At 64.5% G+C, this 16615-nt stretch carries 16 protein-coding genes; 6 read left to right on the forward strand and 10 right to left on the reverse strand.

From position 1 onward, the window contains the following. Positions 1-91: 91 nt before the first annotated feature. A complete protein-coding gene (locus SE92_RS14110) occupies positions 92-1549 on the forward strand; it encodes a sensor histidine kinase (RefSeq protein ID WP_063203514.1) in 1458 nt (485 codons plus the stop codon). Between the two features lie 435 nt (positions 1550-1984). Here the strand turns inward: SE92_RS14110 and SE92_RS14115 are convergent, their stop codons facing one another. Next, entirely contained in the window at positions 1985-2716 is a 732-nt protein-coding gene (locus SE92_RS14115; protein ID WP_063196332.1) for a cytochrome c biogenesis CcdA family protein, read from the reverse strand. Between the two features lie 209 nt (positions 2717-2925). Next, positions 2926-3192: a hypothetical protein gene (locus tag SE92_RS14120; RefSeq protein ID WP_063203515.1), complete on the reverse strand. Its 267-nt coding sequence runs from the start codon at positions 3190-3192 to the stop codon at positions 2926-2928. Positions 3193-3675: 483 nt separating this feature from the next. Between SE92_RS14120 and SE92_RS14125 the strand changes: the two genes are divergently transcribed. The 4 genes from SE92_RS14125 (at position 3676) to SE92_RS14140 (ending at position 6603) form a co-directional block, all read left to right on the forward strand. After that, on the forward strand, positions 3676-4725 hold the full coding sequence (locus SE92_RS14125; RefSeq protein ID WP_063196333.1) for a LysR family transcriptional regulator: 1050 nt from the start codon (positions 3676-3678) through the stop codon (positions 4723-4725). Between the two features lie 29 nt (positions 4726-4754). Beyond that, on the forward strand, positions 4755-5126 hold the full coding sequence (locus tag SE92_RS14130) for a helix-turn-helix domain-containing protein (protein ID WP_027546544.1): 372 nt from the start codon (positions 4755-4757) through the stop codon (positions 5124-5126). Between the two features lie 271 nt (positions 5127-5397). Then, entirely contained in the window at positions 5398-6213 is an 816-nt protein-coding gene (locus SE92_RS14135; protein WP_063196334.1) for an enoyl-CoA hydratase, read from the forward strand. A 102-nt stretch (positions 6214-6315) separates the two neighbouring features. Then, positions 6316-6603, forward strand: a complete 288-nt coding sequence (locus SE92_RS14140; protein ID WP_063196335.1) for a hypothetical protein — start codon at positions 6316-6318, stop codon at positions 6601-6603. A gap of 59 nt (positions 6604-6662) precedes the next feature. Here SE92_RS14140 and SE92_RS14145 read toward each other — a convergent pair whose 3' ends face one another. The 8 genes from SE92_RS14145 to SE92_RS14180 all read right to left on the reverse strand — a co-directional run bounded on the left by SE92_RS14145 (position 6663) and on the right by SE92_RS14180 (position 15655). Beyond that, positions 6663-7742: an isocitrate/isopropylmalate dehydrogenase family protein gene (locus tag SE92_RS14145; protein WP_063196336.1), complete on the reverse strand. Its 1080-nt coding sequence runs from the start codon at positions 7740-7742 to the stop codon at positions 6663-6665. Positions 7743-7878: 136 nt separating this feature from the next. Beyond that, entirely contained in the window at positions 7879-8946 is a 1068-nt protein-coding gene (locus SE92_RS14150; protein WP_063196337.1) for an alcohol dehydrogenase, read from the reverse strand. A gap of 74 nt (positions 8947-9020) precedes the next feature. Beyond that, entirely contained in the window at positions 9021-9992 is a 972-nt protein-coding gene (locus SE92_RS14155) for an ABC transporter ATP-binding protein (protein ID WP_063196338.1), read from the reverse strand. Further along, positions 9989-10981, reverse strand: a complete 993-nt coding sequence (locus SE92_RS14160) for an ABC transporter ATP-binding protein (protein WP_063196339.1) — start codon at positions 10979-10981, stop codon at positions 9989-9991. The genes SE92_RS14155 and SE92_RS14160 overlap by 4 nt, the downstream gene beginning before the upstream one ends. Then, complete coding sequence (locus SE92_RS14165) at positions 10978-11850, reverse strand: ABC transporter permease (RefSeq protein ID WP_063196340.1); 873 nt, start codon at positions 11848-11850, stop codon at positions 10978-10980. Before SE92_RS14165 ends, SE92_RS14160 begins: the two co-directional genes overlap by 4 nt. Beyond that, positions 11837-12787, reverse strand: a complete 951-nt coding sequence (locus SE92_RS14170; protein ID WP_063196341.1) for an ABC transporter permease — start codon at positions 12785-12787, stop codon at positions 11837-11839. The genes SE92_RS14165 and SE92_RS14170 overlap by 14 nt, the downstream gene beginning before the upstream one ends. Before the next feature lie 7 nt (positions 12788-12794). Beyond that, positions 12795-14330 (reverse strand): ABC transporter substrate-binding protein, encoded by a 1536-nt coding sequence (locus SE92_RS14175; protein ID WP_063196342.1) that lies wholly within the window; start codon positions 14328-14330, stop codon positions 12795-12797. Between the two features lie 128 nt (positions 14331-14458). Next, the gene (locus SE92_RS14180; RefSeq protein WP_063196343.1) at positions 14459-15655 is read right to left on the reverse strand and encodes a CaiB/BaiF CoA transferase family protein; all 1197 of its coding nucleotides are present in this window, start codon (positions 15653-15655) and stop codon (positions 14459-14461) included. Between the two features lie 193 nt (positions 15656-15848). Here SE92_RS14180 and SE92_RS14185 point away from each other — a divergent pair. Beyond that, a partial coding sequence (locus SE92_RS14185) for a glycogen/starch synthase (RefSeq protein WP_157095879.1) occupies positions 15849-16615 on the forward strand: 767 nt, incomplete at its 3' end.

Below are 16615 nucleotides of genomic sequence, written 5' to 3' on the forward strand. Positions count from 1 at the left end.
ATAATCCGGCGCCGTCGCGCCGGAACTGGGACACCCGCGTTTGTCAAAGCTCACCCTGCCCGTCCGCCTCGCTCTTCTGGTCACGGGAACGATGCTGCCGTTGATCGTCTTTGCGGTCGGCATTGCCGTCTACAACTACCAGCAGGACCGCGGCGACGCGACCCGCCGCGTGCTGGAGAACGTGCGCAGCATGCGCCTGGTGCTGGATTCCGAGGTGCAGCGGATGACCGGCGGCCTGCAGGTCCTGGCGCTGACGAATTCGCTGCGTAACGACGACTTCGAAAACTTCCGCCGCATCGCGCTTGGCTTCGTCGAACAATACGGCAAGGGCGGACTGGTGCTGATCTCCGACCGGAAAGGCCGGCTGTTGTTCTCCTCCGCGACGGAGGACACGGCAAGCCTGCCGCCACGCGGCCACCTGGAGATCATCGAAAAAGTGTTTGCGACCAGGTCGCCGCAATATTCCGACCTGTTCACAGGCGCGATCAACGGACGGCAGGTGGTCACCGTCGAGGTTCCGGTGTTCCGCAATGGCGAGGTGATCTACGACCTCTGCTTCAGCCCACCGATCAGCATCTTTCAGGAGCTCGTGGAAAGGCAACGGCCCGACCAGCTCTGGACCGTGTCCCTGGTCGACACCAAAGCCATCGTCTTCGCCCGCGTGCCGAACCCGAGCGCGACGATCGGCAAGCAGGCGTCCGGCGCGATTTACGACGCGATGTCGCGCACCTCGGAGGCGACCCTGTCGACGGTGTCGCTCGACGGGGTGCCACTGTCCTCCGCCTTTACCACCTCGCGCCTGACCGGCTGGAGGGTCGTGGCGGGCGTCGCCGAGAGCTCGCTGATCGCGCCGCTCTGGCGCAACATCGCGATCACCAGCCTGATCGGCGGCATCCTGCTGCTGACCGGCCTGACTTTCGCGGTCAGGATGGCGACCACGATCGCGCGCGGCGAGATGCTGCACAATCTCCTGATCGACGAGCTCAACCATCGCGTCAAGAACACGCTGGCCTTGATGCAGGCGATCGCGGTGCAGACCTTCCGCAGCGCCAGCCGGGACGAGCGGACCAAGTTCGAAGGCCGGCTCGGTGCACTGGCCGAAGCGCATAACCTCCTGAGCCAGGAGAAATGGGCGGGCTCCGAGCTCCGCGACGTGATCGCCCGGGCTCTTCAGCCTTTCCTTCTGAATAATCCGGACCGCATCCGCATGGCCGGCCCCGCGGTGCCTCTGTCGCCGCGGCTCGCCGTGGTGCTGTCGATGATCGTGCACGAGATCGCCACCAACGCCGCGAAATACGGCGCGCTGTCCAACGAGACCGGTCGGGTGACATTGGACTGGGAAGTCATCACGGAAGCGCCGAAGCCGCGGCTGCGATTGATCTGGACCGAGACCGGCGGACCACCGGTGACGGCGCCGGTGCAGCGCGGCTTCGGCTCGCGCCTGATCGAGCGCAGCGCGCGCGACCAGCTCGGCGGCGAGGCGACCGTCGACTTTCTGCCGCGCGGCGTCGTCTGCACGGTGATCTGCACGCTTGACGAGGCGCGGTGATTTTGGGACTGGAAGATCACAACCTTGGCGAGCGCCACCTCACATCGATAACACGACCGTGAAGCATCCCAATTCGAGGAAGCATCGATCAATTCGCGGGCTCCGCTGGAGTCCGGATCGGGCGGGCATCGTATGGATGGCGGCGTCCGCAAGCATCGCCGTCGCCATCTTTGCGGTGGTTGTGGTCTATTTCCCTTTCCTGCCGCAGCGGAACGCCGGGGCCGGCTTCGGACCCGATTGGGATTGCACCGATCACCCCGGCAGCGAACCAACTTGCATCAAGAAGATCAGCCGATAAGCGGCTTCACTTTCATTCCGAACGCCGCCACGAGCACGCTCAGAAGCGCGATGCGCTCAGGATGAATCGCCGTCACGCTTCAGGTCGTCGTTTAAGCATGATCCGGAAAACCGCTGCGCACTTTTCCGGATCATGCTCTAGCCGATGCTCTGCAGCGCCGGGAACGTCTCCAGCAGCCAGATGCTCACATTCGAGACCGCGCCGGTGAGAAAGCCGATGCCGGTGATCACCATCAGCACACCCATGGCGCGCTCGACCGTGACGAGGTGGCCCTTCATGCGCGCGAACAGCGCGGAGAACTGTTCGATCATCAGGGCGGCGATCAGGAAGGGAATGCCGAGGCCGGCGGAATAGACCGCGAGCAGGCCGGCACCCTTCGTCACCGTGGTCTCGGCCGCGGCGATCGAGAGGATCGCCGCCAGGATCGGGCCGATACAGGGCGTCCAGCCGAAAGCGAAGGCGAGGCCCATGATATAGGCCCCCCAGAGGCCGACGGGCTTGGGGATCGGCAGCCGGCCCTCGCGCATCAGCAGGCCGATGCGCGTCAGGCCCAGGAAGTGCAGGCCCATGACAATGATGACGAGGCCGGCGAGGATCGACAGTTCGGCCGACCAGGCGCGGATCAGCCCGCCGATCAGCGAGGCGCTGGCGCCGAGCGAGACGAACACCGTTGAGAAGCCGAGCACGAACAGCAGCGCCGACATCATGATCGCGCGCTTGGACGCCGAGGCCGGCTCGTCGCTCTCGACATGCTCGATCGTGGCGCCCGTGAGATAGATTAGATACGGCGGAACCAGCGGCAGGACGCAAGGCGAGAGGAAGCTGACGAGGCCGGCAATCAGCGCCGCCGGGATCGAAACATTTTGCATGATGCCGTCTGAGCCATCTCAGGTGCCGGTACGGCGCGCGGGGGGGAATTGCGCCGGCCCGGAGCCGAACCGGCTCTGGTGTACCCGATGCCGGGGAATGCGCAACAGAGGCGCATGAAACCAGGGCTCCTCCCGATGCCGCCTGCGATCACAGGTGCGGCATCGGGACGCGCACAAACCTCGCCAAAAAGCGAGATTCGGCGGCGCGGCTACTTCACCACGCGGAGCAGCGGACGCCGGGGCTGGTCCTGCGTCTGCTTGGAAGGGGACGGCGGCTCGCTCGCAGCGCTCCGCAACATTTCGTCGCACAGTGCCTTGAGATCGGCACTGTCAATTCCTTTGAGTTTCATCCTGACGTCGAGGATGACGATGGACAGCAGCTCGGCCGACTCACGGCTATCGCACTCGTTGAGGACCCTGCGGCACTCCTCAAGTGTTTCCAGCACCGACTGCAACTGTTCGTCTGAATGCGACACCGGCGTTCTTTCCGTTAATTCGGCCTGCGAGAATTGGTTGTGACGATCCCTTCGGCCCCCATGGAGTACCGAGGATAGCATGAGGCCGCGGCGCCTCCGAACCTGATTTCAATCGATTTCGGCCCTGGAACCGCGATTCCCGCCAACATCGCCGCACTGCGCAGTTGACCGTTCCCGAAGCAATCCGGGAGGAAACGCCTGGGGCGCGATGATTGATCCGTCGAGGGATACGGCGCCAGCTCTCGCGCAAAGTCATTCCTTGCGGACAGCGCCTGCAATCCCGCAGCCATTTGACGGCTCGCAACGGAACTCACGCCACACCCCTCATCCGGGCAATTTTCCGCCCGATTCCCCAGCTTTGGCAGCATTCAGATACCACCCACGAAGTAGTAAAGGATGACGTTCAAAACTAGTCATCCCCCAACCCGCAGTGGTTGTGGTTTGCGCCAGATTCTGCCAGTTTAGCGACCCGAAGGGACTTGTATGCACTCCTTGGCGGAAAGGGGCGTTCCTCTGGCGGAACGCCCAAAGACAAATCTCAGCGGCCTCTCTGATTGGGATGCGGCCCGCATATTCCTCGAAGTCGTCCGATGCGGAAGTTTCCGGTCGGCGGCCGAGCGCTTGTCGCTGTCGATCAACGCCGTGCGCCGGCGGATCGACGATTTCGAACGCCAGACTGGCACCACCCTGTTCACCCGCGACGTCCACGGCACCCATCTGACCGACGAAGGCGCGCTGGTGGTCTCCGCCGTCGAGCGCATGGAGGCCGCCACCTTCGACGTGCTGCGCGCCAGCGATTCGATGGCCAATGCTCTGTCCGGCGAAGTTCGGGTCGCCGTCACCGAGGGACTCGGCACGTTCTGGCTCGCCCCGCGCCTGGTTGAATTCCAGCAGGCCTATCCGAAGATCCTGGTCGACCTGCATTGCGCGATGCGTTCGGCCGACGTCTCGCGCCACGAGGCCGACGTCGCCATCCATCTGTCGCGTCCCTCGGCGCTCGACATCAAGCTGGTGCGGCTCGGCCGCATGCACCTGATGTTCTGGGCCTCCGAGAAATACATCGAGAAGCATGGCGCGCCGCGTTCGGCGGCTGAATTGATCAAGCATCGCCTGGTGCTGCAATTCGCCGACCAGCTCGCCGCCAAGGAATCCTTCGAGAGCTTCTTCCCGGGCGTTTCGGAACGTGACCTCCTGGTCATGAAGACCAACGTCTCGAGCGCCAACTATTGGGCCGTCGCGAATGGCGCCGGCATCGGCGTCTTCCCAAGCTACGCTATTGCGCTTGGCGGGAAATTGATTCCACTGGAGGTCGAGCTGAACCGACCGCTGGATATATGGTTGTCCTACCATCCCGGTAGCGGCCGTATTCCGCGCGTGCGGCACATGATTGACTGGCTGATCGAAGCTTTCAGTCCGGCTCGCTTCCCGTGGTTTAAGGAAGAGTTCGTGCACCCGCATGAATTCAAGGACTCGTATATGGGCGAACCCCTGACCCAGCTCTTCGGGGGATTTTCAACCGAAGAACAAAGGTGAAAACAGAGATGAAAGCAGCGGCAAAAAGAATGAAGCAGCGCAGTGCCGGCAAGCCGGACATTGAGCTTGGCAAACGGATCCGTTTGCGGCGCGTGGAGATGAAGATCTCGCAGGCAGAGCTCGGCGAGAAGCTCGGCGTCAGCTTCCAGCAGGTCCAGAAATACGAGAAGGGTGTCAATCGCGTCGGCGCGGCTCGGCTGCAGCAGATCGCCTCCGCCCTCGATGTGCCCGTGACCTTCTTCTACGACGGCGACAACAAGGCCCGCGAAGTCGAAAGCCTGCTGTTCCTCGACAGCGCGTTCAGCCTCCGCCTGCTGCGCGCCTACAGCAAGATCAAGGACCAGACGGTGCAGCGTCAGCTCGTCTCGCTGATGGAATCGATCGCGGCGAACGAAGCCTGAGGTCGACCGACGGCCTGTCTTTACGGCCGATCTTCAATCCGCCGCGTCACGGGGGCGCGGCCGGATTGAACGAGCATAGTCCGGCCCGCGCCCTTGCGCGTGGCCTTTCCGGGGCGGCTCGACCGCCCCTTTTCTTTGCACGCACGACACTCGGGGCGACGCGCCATGCAATCCCGGCACAGGCGGATGCAGGCTAGTCCACCCAGCCCCGGTTGACCCCGCAAGGGCCGGCGCCGCACATTGCGCTCGCCCTTCGACAAGCGAGTGCGCAATGCCCGACATCTCCAGCGAAAAATCCTACGCCGACGGCAGGATCCTCCAACACGTCACGGACGGCGTCGGCGTAATCACCTTCAACAATCCCGACAAGCGCAACGCAATGTCGCTGGAGATGTGGGAGGGATTTGGCGAGGCCTTGACGAGCCTGCGCGACGACGAGACGGTGCGCGTCGTGATCCTGCGCGGTGCCGGCGGCAAAGCTTTCGTATCAGGAGCCGATATCAGCCAGTTCGAGAAGACGCGCCATAACGCGGCGGCGTCCGAGGAGTACGCCAAGCGCAGCGCGGCACAGCGCGCGCTGCTCGCCGGCTATCCCAAGCCGACCATCGCCTGCATCGAGGGCTTCTGCCTCGGCGGCGGCATGCAGGTGGCGATGCTCGCCGACATCCGCATCGCCGCGCACGGCAGCCAGTTCGGCATTCCCGCCGCGAAACTCGGCATCGCCTATGGCTATGACGGCTTGAAGCATCTGGTGTCGCTGGTCGGCCCGTCCTGGGCACGGCTGCTGATGTACACGGGCATGCGCATCGAGTCAGCGGAGGCGCTACGCATCGGCCTCGTCGAGCGCGTGTTCCCGGAGAGCGGGCTCTGGGGTGAGACGATGGCGATCGCGCAGACCATCTCCGAGAACGCCCCGCTGGCGATCAAGGCCGCAAAGATCACGATTGCAGAGGTGCTGAAGGACGAAAGCCGACGCGACATGGACGCGATCAAGGCGATTGGCACCGCCTGCATGGACAGCGCGGACTTCCGCGAGGGCCGGCAGGCTTTCATGGAAAAGCGCAAGCCGCAGTTCCAGGGCAAGTAGCTGAACCCTTGTTCAGGAAGATTAAATTCCTCGTGCGGCTCAGCGCGGTAGCAACCAGTTGATCCCGCGGTAGTTCTCCCGCCACCAATGAGGGAGATTGCGATGAAACTGAAATTTGCTGTGCTTGGTCTGGCTGCCCTTGGTGGCGCGGCGCTCGCATCAGGGCAAGCGCTTGCCGCGATGCCGAACGGCATTCCGCAGGCCGACCGCGTCGCGAGCGGGCCGGCCGCGAATGTCGATCAGGTACGCTGGGTCTGCAACCCCTGGGGCCGCTGCTTCTGGCGCCCGAACTATTACGGCGCCTATGGCTATTATGGCGGCCCCCGTCGCTTCTACGGCCCGCGTCCGTGGGGCTGGGGCCATCGCCACCACCACTGGCGCCGCTGGTGAACGACAAGGGGCCGCGAGGCCCCTTCCCTTTGAGATGAACTGGAGCCCTCGATTGCTTCTCAGAGCGCGCCCAGCACTGCTTTCGTGATGTCCGCGGTGCCGTTGCTGCCGCCGAACTCCATCGGCTTGATGCCGCCGGCATAGACCTGATCCACCGCGCGCTCGATCGTCTCGCCCGCTTCCGCCGCGCCCTCGACGCCGTGCCTGTCGGCGAGCCAGTCCAGCATCATCGCCGCCGACAGGATCATGCCGGTGGGATTGGCCTTACCCTGCCCCATGATATCCGGGGCGGTGCCGTGGCAGGGCTGGAACACGGCATATTTGTCGCCGATGTCGGCCGACGGCGCCATGCCGAGGCCGCCGATCAGGCTCGCGGTGATGTCGGAGACGATGTCGCCGAACATGTTCTCCATCACCATCACGTCGAAATCCCAGGGACGCTTGACCAGCATCGCCGAGCAGGCATCGACATAGAGCCGGTCGGTCTTCACGCCAGGATGCTTCTTCTCGATCTCGTCGAAGATGCCGCGGAAGTATGCAAAGGCCTTGAACACGTTCGCCTTGTCGACGCAGGTGAGCATGCCCGGCTTGCCGCGCGCCTTGCGCCGCTCGGCAAGGCGAAACGAGAATTCGAACAGGCGCTCGGAAGTCCTGCGCGTGATCACCATGGTCTCGCGCGCGTCCTCGTGGGTGACGACGCCCTTGCCCATCGAGGCGAACAGCCCTTCCGTGGATTCGCGGATCACGACGAGATCGATGCCACGCTGGTCGGCACCGACGATCGGGCTCGGCACGCCGGGAATGAGACGCGCGGGCCGCACGCCGGCATAGAGATCGAAGATGAAGCGCAGCTCGATCTGCGGCGCGATCTCGGTATTGTCGGGGTAGCGCACGGACGGCAGCCCGCAGGCGCCGAGCAGGATCGCGTCGGCCTCCTCGCAGAGCTTGATCGTCGTATCCGGCATCGACTTGCCGGTCGCGAGATAGTTGTTGGCGCCTGCCGCCGCCTCGGTAAACCGGAAGCTCAGGCCCGACTTCTTTTCGATCTTGCGCAGGACCTCGATCGCCGGCGCCATGACCTCGGGACCGATGCCGTCACCGGCGAGCACGGCAATGTGGAAAGCGTTATTTGCGGACATTTGAAAAGCCTTGAGGAAGGGAACTAGCCAAGGACGTCATTGCGGGAGCTCTTGCGGCGAAGCAATCCAGACTGTGTCCGCGGAGGGATTCTGGATTGCTTCGCTACGCTCGCAATGACGATGGAGGGAGCGTTCGCTACGGCGTCAGCACCGTACGCCCGACCACCGCGCCCTGCTGCAATTGCAGCAGCGCGTCGTTGGCCTTGGCGAGCGGGGCTGTCGTCACCGGGATCGGCGGCACCTTCTTCGTGCGCACGAGATCGAGCAATTCCTGCGTCTCACGCAGATTGCCGACATAGCTGCCCTGGATCGTGATCGCCTTGATCGGAATCAGCGGCAAAGCCCAGGTCGCGCCGCCGCCAAACAGCCCGACGATGACGAGCTTGCCGCCCTTGGTCAGGCAGTCAAAGCCGAGCTGCGTCGTCGCGGCGTTGCCGACCAGATCAATCACGGCGCGGATCGGCCCACCGGCTTTCTTCGCAAGCTGCTCCAGTGCATCCGGTGCCTTGGGATCGACGGTGGCGAGCGCACCGGCCTTCTCGGCCGCCTCGCGCTTCCTGGCGTCGATATCGACCATGATCGCGCCCTTGCCGCCCATCGCCTTCAGCAGCGACAGCGCCATCAGGCCAAGACCGCCGGCGCCGAACATCACGATCGGCGTGTCGAAATGCTGCTCGACCTTCTTCAGCGCGCTGTAGGTGGTGACACCTGAGCAGGCGTAAGGTGCAGTCGTCGCGGGATCGAGGCCTTTCAGATTGAGCAGGTAACGCGGATGCGGCACCAGCATGTGATCGGAATAGCCGCCGTCGCAATAGACGCCGAGCGAGCGCGGCGTCAGGCACATGTTCTCGTCACCGGCAAGGCAGGTCGCGCATTTGCCGCAGCCGATCCAGGGATAGACCAGCCCGACATCGCCGATCTTGAGGTCGCCCTGGTCATTCGGCTTCAAGTCGGGCCCGAACGCCAGGACTTCGCCGACCGTCTCGTGCCCCATGGTCAGCGGCAGGTTGATGCCGCGGTCCTTCAGCGACAGCGGCTTGCGGCCGTGGCCGAGATCGTAACCACCTTCCCAGATGTGGAGATCGCTGTGGCAGACGCCGGCCGCCTTCACCTTGATCAGCACCTGCGTGCCCGACGGCTGCGGCGTCGCTTCGTCGAACTCCTGCAGCGGCGCCTTGAAATCGGCAACCTTGAAACTCTTCATCGGCGTCCTCCCGGCATGCTTGTCATTATCGCCACCATGCCATGGGTGGCGAGGCGAGACAAACCGGTCTTAGTTCAGGCCAGCGGATGATGGCAAGCCGCGAACTGGCCGGGTGCGACCTCGCGCAACTCCGGTATCTCCGCGCTGCATTGCTGATCGGCACGTGGGCAGCGGGTCCGGAAGCGGCACCCCGACGGCGGCGCAATCGGCGATGGCGGCTCACCATTTGCCACACTCTCGGCGGGACGAATATCCGGATCAGGCACCGGGATCGCCTGCAACAGCAGCGCCGTATAGGGGTGCGCCGGCCTCGCGAACAATCGCTCCGAAGGACCGACCTCGCAGAGACGGCCGAGATACATCACCGCAACGCGGTCGCTGACCGCTTTGACCACCGCAAGATCATGCGCGATGAACAACAGCGTCAGGCCGAACCGCGCCTTCATCTCCTCCAGCAGGTTGAGGATCTGCGCGCGAATGGAGACGTCGAGCGCCGAGACCGGCTCGTCGCAGACAATGAATTCCGGGTTGAGCACCAGAGACCGTGCGATACAGATGCGCTGGCACTGGCCACCGGAGAACTCATGCGGCAGACGGCCTGCCACGAGATCAGGGTCGAGCCCGACCGCGGACAGCACCTCGTGGACCCTGCGCTTGCGCTCGGCCGCATCCTTGACGCCGGCGATGATCAGCGGCTCGCTTACGATATCACCGATGCGGCGGCGCGGGTTGAGGGAAGCGATCGGATCCTGGAAGATCAGCTGCACGCGGCGGCGCATCTTGCGCAGCGCTTCGCCCTCCATCGCCGTGAGGTCCTCGCCGTCGAACAGCACGCGACCCGATTTGGCGCGACGCAGTTGCAGGACCGCGCGCCCCAGCGTCGACTTGCCGCAGCCGGATTCGCCGACCAGCCCGAGCGTCTCGCCACGCGCGACCTGAAGGCTGACGCCGGAGACGGCATGCACCGTCTTGTTGCCGAGACCGTATTCGACGACGAGATTGTCGACGTTCAGGAGCGGTTCGGCGCGCACGGCAGGCTGCATCATGCGCCAACTCTCTCCGTCATCTGGATCGGATGGAAGCAGGCATAGAGATGTCCGGGTATCTCCGCGCTCGTCAGCGCGGGCTTGGCGTGGTGACAATCGCTCGCGGCATAGCGGCAGCGCGGCGCGAAGGAGCAGCCACGCAGCGGCCGTGTCGGATCTGGCGGGCGGCCGGAGATCGCCGGCAGCGGCGTATGCGGCGCGGCATCCAGCTTCGGGATCGCCGCCAGCAGCGCCTCGGTATAGGGCATATGCATGCGCTTGAACAAAGCCTGCGTCGGAGCGCGCTCCACCACCCTGCCCGCATACATCACCGCGACCTCGTCGGCACGGCCGGCGACGACGCCGAGATCGTGGGTGATGAGGATCATGGCCATGTGGCGGCGGCGCTGCTCGCGCGCGAGCAGATCCAGGATCTGCGCCTGGATGGTGACGTCGAGCGCGGTCGTCGGCTCGTCCGCAATCAAGAGCTTCGGCTCGCAGGACAGCGCGATCGCAATCGCGATGCGCTGTCGCATGCCGCCGGAACATTGATGTGGATATTGCGCGAGCCGCTGATCCGGCGCGGGAATGCCAACGGCAGCCAGCAGCTCGATGCTGCGCTTCCGTGCCTCAGGCGCATCGAGCTCGAGATGCTCCTGGATCGTCTCCATCAATTGCGTGCCGATGGTGAGAACCGGATTGAGCGAGGTCATGGGATCCTGGAACACGACCGCGAGGTCGCGCCCGCGCAGGCGCCGCAGACGTTCCGGCGCGAGCTGCGCCAGATCCTGGCCGTCGAACATCACGCGACCCGTGAGCTTCGCCCTCTTCGGCAACAGCTGCAGCACTGCGCGCGACAGCATGGTCTTGCCGCAGCCGGACTCGCCGACGATGCCCAGCGTACGGCCCGCCTCCAGCGAGAGGTCGACATGATCGACAGCGCGCAAGCTTCCGCGCGGGGTCGGCAGCTCGACCGCGACGTCCGCGATGGTCAGCAGCGGCGCACTCACAACGCCCCCTGACGCGGGTCTGTCAGCGCCCGCAAGGTATCGCCGACCAGATTGAAGGCCAGCACGGTGAGGAACAGGCCGGCTGCCGGCAGGAAAGCGAGCCGCGGCGCAACATCGAGGCTGTCGCGCCCCTCACCGATCATGCTGCCCCAGCTCGCCATCGGCGGCGGCACCCCGAGACCGAGGAACGATAGCGCGCCCTCGACCACGATGGTGACGGCGACGCCGAGCAGGAAGAAGGCGAGCAGCGGCAGGATCACGTTCGGCAACAGCTCGCGCAACAGGATACGCGCATGGCTGGCGCCGAGCGCCTCGGCCGCAATCACGAACTCACGGCGCGCCAGCGTCAGCGTCGCCGCCCGCGCCACGCGCATGAAGGCGGGAATGCCGAGCACGCCGAGGATCAAGGTGAGGTTGGGGATCGACTGCCCGAGATAGGCGGTCACGGCGAGCGCGAAAATTAGGGGCGGAAAGGCGAGCAGCACGTCCATGCTGCCGACTACCAGTGTCTCGAACCGGCCGCGGAAATAGCCGGCAAGTAGGCCGAACGCGCCGCCGATGGTCAGACCGATCATCGGTGCGATCAACCCGACCGTCAGCGACGCCCGCGCGCCAAAGATCAGGCGGGCCAGCTCGTCGCGGCCGAGCCCGTCGGTGCCGAGCCAGTGCTCGGAAGAGAACGCCGCACGTCGCTCCAGCATGTCCATGTCGACGGGGTTCTGCAGCGGCAGCACCGGCGCAAGGATCGCGAGCGTCAGGATGATCACGAGCCAGCCGCTCGCGATCCAGAACAACAGGCCGAGCTTTCGCTTGCGCCTAGAAGGCGCAGCCGTCACCTCGTCCCGGATCGAGAGCTCAAGCGTGGCCATGGCGAATCCTGGGGTCGAGCACGGCGTAGAGCATGTCGACGATGAAGTTCACGATGACGAAGCCGCAGGCGACCAGCAGCACCACGCCCTGGAGGATGACGAGGTCGCGGGTGTAGATCGCCGCGACCAGCAGCCGGCCGATGCCGGGCAGCGCGAAGATCGATTCCACGATCAGCGTGCCACCGAGCAGGCGGCCGATATTGATGCCTGTCACCGTCACCAGCGTGAGTGACGACGGCTTCAGCGCATGCACGAACAATATACGCGATGGCTTGAGGCCCTTGGCTTTCGCGAGCGCGATATAGTCCTCCTGCAAGGTCGCGATCATGTCGGAGCGCAGCACCCGCATGATTCCGGGCCATTCGGCGAGGGCCAGCGTCAGCGCCGGCAGCACGAAGAAGCGAAGATTGGCCAGTGGCTGCTCGGTGAACGGCACATACCCTGTCGCCGGCAGCCAGTGCAGCTCGACCGCGAACAGATAGATCAGGAGGATCGCCACCAGGAACGACGGCATCGACAGCATCGCAAACGCGCTGCCGGTCATGAATCGGTCGAACGCGCCGCCGGCACGCGCGGCACAGGCAATCGCGACGGGAACACCAATCAGGAGGCCGATGAACTCGGCCATCAGCATCAACTGCAGTGAGACCGGAATGCGCTCTGCCACCGCCTGCAACACCGTCTGTCCAGTGCGGAACGAGCGGCCGAGGTCACCCTGCAGGACGTGGCCAAGCCAGCTCAGGTAGCGCCACCACAGCGGCTGGTCGAGCCCCATGTCACGGCGCAGCGCCGCAACATTCTCCGGCGTCGCCTGATCGCCGAGGATGACCAGCGCGAGATCGCCCGGCAGCAGCGAGGCGATCAGAAAGGTCAGCAGCGAGACCGCCAGCAGCACCGGCAGCATGGCAAGCAGCCGCCGAACGACGAAGTTCAGCATCGCGGCTTCATTCCAGCCAGGTCATCGAGACGTCGATCACGCCGTTGTAGATCTTCGGGAAGCCCTTCAGCTTGGCGCTCGACAGCGCGTAATAGGTATTCTGGAAGGTCCAGAACCAGATCGCCTCCTTGTTGATCAGGCGGCTGATGGCGCAATAATCCTCGCTGCGCTGGCCGACATCGGCGGTGACGCGTGCGTGATCCAGCAGCTTGTCGAGCTCGGGGTTCGAGTATCCGGCCAGCGCCAGCGGGCTGCCGCTGCGGAAATTCGCGTACATCTGCGGATCGGGATCGGCAAGATCGACGATGCGCCACGGCGTCACCTGGAACTGGCGGGTGAAGGCGCGCGAGGGAATGGTGGCCTGGTCGACCTGTTCGATCTCCATGTTGGCGCCGGCGCGCTTCCAGAACTGCTGCAGCACCTGACCGATCATGCGGCCACGCGGTGTCGCGCTCACCAGCATCTTGAACTCGACCGGCTTGCCGTAATCCTTGATCAACGCCTTGGCCTTCTCGACGTCGAACGGCAGCGCGCCGTCGTCCTTGCATTTGACCCAGGAGCCGTCACCGTAAGGATTGCTCGCGGGCCGGCTCAGGCCGTTGCTGATCGCCTGGGACATCTTCGGGCGATCGATCGCCATCACCAGCGCCTGTCGCACCCGGACGTCGTCGAACGGCGCGATCTTGGTGTTGAAGGCATAGACCTGCGCGCCGGAGCCCTTGTAGGTGTGCGCGGTGAGCTTGGGATCCTTCTGCGCCTTCATGATGTTGTCGGCGTCGGCCTCGTCATCCCAGATGATGTCGGCCTCGCCCGATTGCAGCGAAGCAAAGCGCGACTGCGCATCGGGCAGCGGCTTCAGGACGATCCGGTCGAGATAGGGACGGCCCTTGTCCCAGTAATTGGGGTTCTTCTCCAGCACCATGCGGTCGCCGGCGGTCCATGATTTCAGGATATAGGGACCGGTGCCGACCGGGTTGCGGTTGTAGTCGTCGCCCTTGGTCTTCCAGGCCGTCGGCGAATGCACGACATTGTTTTGGCTCTGGATGGTGATCGTTGCCGGCAGGTTCACGGAGGGATCGGTCAGATTGAAGACAACGGTGTATTCGTCCGGCGCCAGCACCTCCTTGATGTTGGTGATGTAGAAGGCGCAGCGGCACTTGTTGGCGGGGTCCTTCTGCCGGTCGAAGTTCTCCTTGAAGGCCTGCGCATTGAACGGCGTACCGTCGTGGAATTTCACCCCCTCGCGCAGCTTGAAGGTCCAGCTCTTGTAATCCTCAGAATGGGTCCAGGACACCGCGAGCTTCGGCGCCGGCTCCCCCTTGTCGTCGAGCGTTGTCAGCGTGTCGAAGATCGCGGCGGCAGCGGTGTTGGTCGAAGTGTCGTAAACGCCGACCTTGAGCGGGTCGAAGCCGGGAATGTCGAGCTCCTGACCGACGGTGATGCTGCCTCCTGGCTTCTGCGCCGCCGCCGGAGTGGCCAGGGCAAATGCCGCAACAAGGAAAATCGGCGCGTGCTTGCGCGCCGCGGCAGCAATCTTCGTCATGGTTCCTCCCGGGATCCCTCGTCCGATGTTTCGGATCGTTGAATGACGGTGCGAGATTGGCGACAAAAGCTCGCCACCGCAAGAGGAACGCATGCAAGATCACACGCCGCGTGTGCGGCGTAATGTGCTCAGCGCGTCGCCGACGTTTTGCCTGTCGGAATTGGCGCATCGCCCGCGAGGCCGATCTCGCCGCGCAGCGCATCCGTATGCTCGCCGAGCACGGCTATCGTCTTGGCGGGCGTGGTGTCGGCGCCCGACATCCGGAACGGCAGGTTGAGCACCTGAAAGGAGCCGCCTTCGTCGCGCACCTCGGAGAGCGCCTGCCGGTGCGCAAGCTGCGGATCGGCCAGCGCCTCGGACACGGTGCGATAGGCCGAAGCCGGCACGCCGGCCGCGCCCAGCGCGACCAGACACGCCTCGGTCGTGAGCTGCCGCGACCAGGCTTCGACGTCGTCCATCACCTCCGCCCAATTCTCGCGGCGCGGGGCATAGGTCGCAAAGCGCGGATCGGTGATCCATTCGGGGCGGCCGATCACGCCCATCAATCCCTGAAAGGTCTTCTCGCTGGCGACCGTGATCATGACATAGCCGTTCGCCGTCTCGGTCGGTCCGAACATCGGGCGCGGCGGCGGCTTTACGGCGAATTGCGCACTCTGCAATTCGGTCAGCGTCAGTGACAGCATCGATTCCAGCATGGAGACGTCGATATGCTGGCCGAGCCCGCTCACGCTGCGCTGATACAGCGCGGACGCGATTGCGCCGAAGCCATAGGTGCCGGTGACCACGTCGGCGTGATAGATGCCGCAATAATCGGGGCGGCTGCGGCCGGGCTGGTAGGCTAGATGCGCCATGTCGTAACCGGAGGCGGCATGGATTACCGGCGCGTAGGCCGGCAGCTCGGCCGACGGGCCGGTCTGGCCGTAGCCGGAGATCGAGCAATAGATCAGCCTCGGATTGACGGCGCGCAGCCTGTCATAGTCGAGCCGCAGCCGATGCATCACGCCGGGGCGAAAGTTCTCGACCAGGATGTCGGCAGTAGCGGCCAGCCGGCGCACCGCCTCCTTGCCGTCCTCGGATTTGAGGTCGAGCACCACGCTCTTCTTGCCGACATTGAGCTGCCCGAACGCGGTGCTGCAGCCCTTGCGCAGCGGCGGCCGGGTCCGCATCGTCTCCCCGCCGTCGGTCTCGATCTTGATGACCTCGGCGCCCATGTCGGCAAGCATCCGTGCGCAGTGAGGGCCGGCGATGGTGGTCGAAAAATCCAGGACCCTGAGGCCGGCGAAGGCCTTTGTCGTCGTCCCCTCATGCTTATCTGCTAACTGCATACGTGCCGCGTCCTCGGGTCGCTCAGGAACAATGGATGTTCTCTCTTGTTGATGCGGCGACCCTAGAGGGCGGCGGCTGAGTAGGAAAGTGTTTACCGAACAGACGCGCCGCGTGGGCGGGCTTTAAGAATTCCAGGGTAACTGGACCCGTTCTTGCATAGCAGCAAACGGGATCGGAAGAGGGCAGTCGTTCTTGAGGGTCTTGTTCGTCACCACAGAGATGGACGACTTCGTCCGCGTTGGCGGACTCGGCGCCGTTTCCGCCGCCCTTCCGCGCGCCCTACGACCCTTCGCCGATATCCGGGTGATGCTGCCCGGCTATCGCGACATCATCGAACAACTCACCCATATTCAGATCGTTGGCCGCTGCCCCGCGTTCGCGGAAATGCCGGCTTGCTCGCTCGGCCGCGCGGCGACCAAGGACGGCCTGCCGGTCTACGTGCTGTTGTGCTCGCAACTCTACGATCGGCCCGGTAACCCCTATGGCGACGAGTCCGGGCGCGACTGGCCGGACAACGACATCCGCTTCGCGCGCTTTGCCTCGGCAGCCGCTGAGCTGGCCATGGGCAAGCTGGACAAGAATTGGGCAGCAGACCTGATCCATGCCAACGACTGGCAGGCTTCGCTTGTGCCGGCCTATCTCGCCTGGCGCGGCGCCAAGCTGCCGTCGATCCTGACCATTCACAACCTGGCCTATCAGGGCCTCTTTCCGAAGGACGCGCTGCGGCGGATCGGCGCACCGGAAAGCTCCTTCCACATCGACGGCGTCGAATTCTACGACCAGGTCTCCTTCCTCAAGGCCGGCCTTGTCTACGCCTCGCACCTCACCACCGTCAGCGGCACCTATGCGCGCGAGATCACGACGGAGGAATTCGGCTGCGGCCTCGAGGGACTGCTTCGCGTCCGCTCCGACGCCGCCGAGCTTACCGGCATCCTCAACGGCATCGACGAGAGCTGGGA

The organism is Bradyrhizobium sp. AT1 (assembly GCF_001590795.1).
In the GTDB taxonomy this organism is placed as follows: Bacteria; Pseudomonadota; Alphaproteobacteria; order Rhizobiales; family Xanthobacteraceae; genus Bradyrhizobium.

What these genes read in the sequence shown, in the direction of transcription:
- SE92_RS14110 (WP_063203514.1), top strand. Translation starts at nt 92, where the DNA reads ATGCTGCCGTTGATCGTCTTTGCGGTCGGCATTGCCGTCTACAACTAC.
- SE92_RS14115 (WP_063196332.1), bottom strand. Translation starts at nt 2,716, where the DNA reads ATGCAAAATGTTTCGATCCCGGCGGCGCTGATTGCCGGCCTCGTCAGC.
- SE92_RS14125 (WP_063196333.1), top strand. Translation starts at nt 3,676, where the DNA reads ATGCACTCCTTGGCGGAAAGGGGCGTTCCTCTGGCGGAACGCCCAAAG.
- SE92_RS14130 (WP_027546544.1), top strand. Translation starts at nt 4,755, where the DNA reads ATGAAGCAGCGCAGTGCCGGCAAGCCGGACATTGAGCTTGGCAAACGG.
- SE92_RS14135 (WP_063196334.1), top strand. Translation starts at nt 5,398, where the DNA reads ATGCCCGACATCTCCAGCGAAAAATCCTACGCCGACGGCAGGATCCTC.
- SE92_RS14140 (WP_063196335.1), top strand. Translation starts at nt 6,316, where the DNA reads ATGAAACTGAAATTTGCTGTGCTTGGTCTGGCTGCCCTTGGTGGCGCG.
- SE92_RS14145 (WP_063196336.1), bottom strand. Translation starts at nt 7,742, where the DNA reads ATGTCCGCAAATAACGCTTTCCACATTGCCGTGCTCGCCGGTGACGGC.
- SE92_RS14150 (WP_063196337.1), bottom strand. Translation starts at nt 8,946, where the DNA reads ATGAAGAGTTTCAAGGTTGCCGATTTCAAGGCGCCGCTGCAGGAGTTC.
- SE92_RS14155 (WP_063196338.1), bottom strand. Translation starts at nt 9,992, where the DNA reads ATGATGCAGCCTGCCGTGCGCGCCGAACCGCTCCTGAACGTCGACAAT.
- SE92_RS14165 (WP_063196340.1), bottom strand. Translation starts at nt 11,850, where the DNA reads ATGGCCACGCTTGAGCTCTCGATCCGGGACGAGGTGACGGCTGCGCCT.
- SE92_RS14170 (WP_063196341.1), bottom strand. Translation starts at nt 12,787, where the DNA reads ATGCTGAACTTCGTCGTTCGGCGGCTGCTTGCCATGCTGCCGGTGCTG.
- SE92_RS14175 (WP_063196342.1), bottom strand. Translation starts at nt 14,330, where the DNA reads ATGACGAAGATTGCTGCCGCGGCGCGCAAGCACGCGCCGATTTTCCTT.
- SE92_RS14180 (WP_063196343.1), bottom strand. Translation starts at nt 15,655, where the DNA reads ATGCAGTTAGCAGATAAGCATGAGGGGACGACGACAAAGGCCTTCGCC.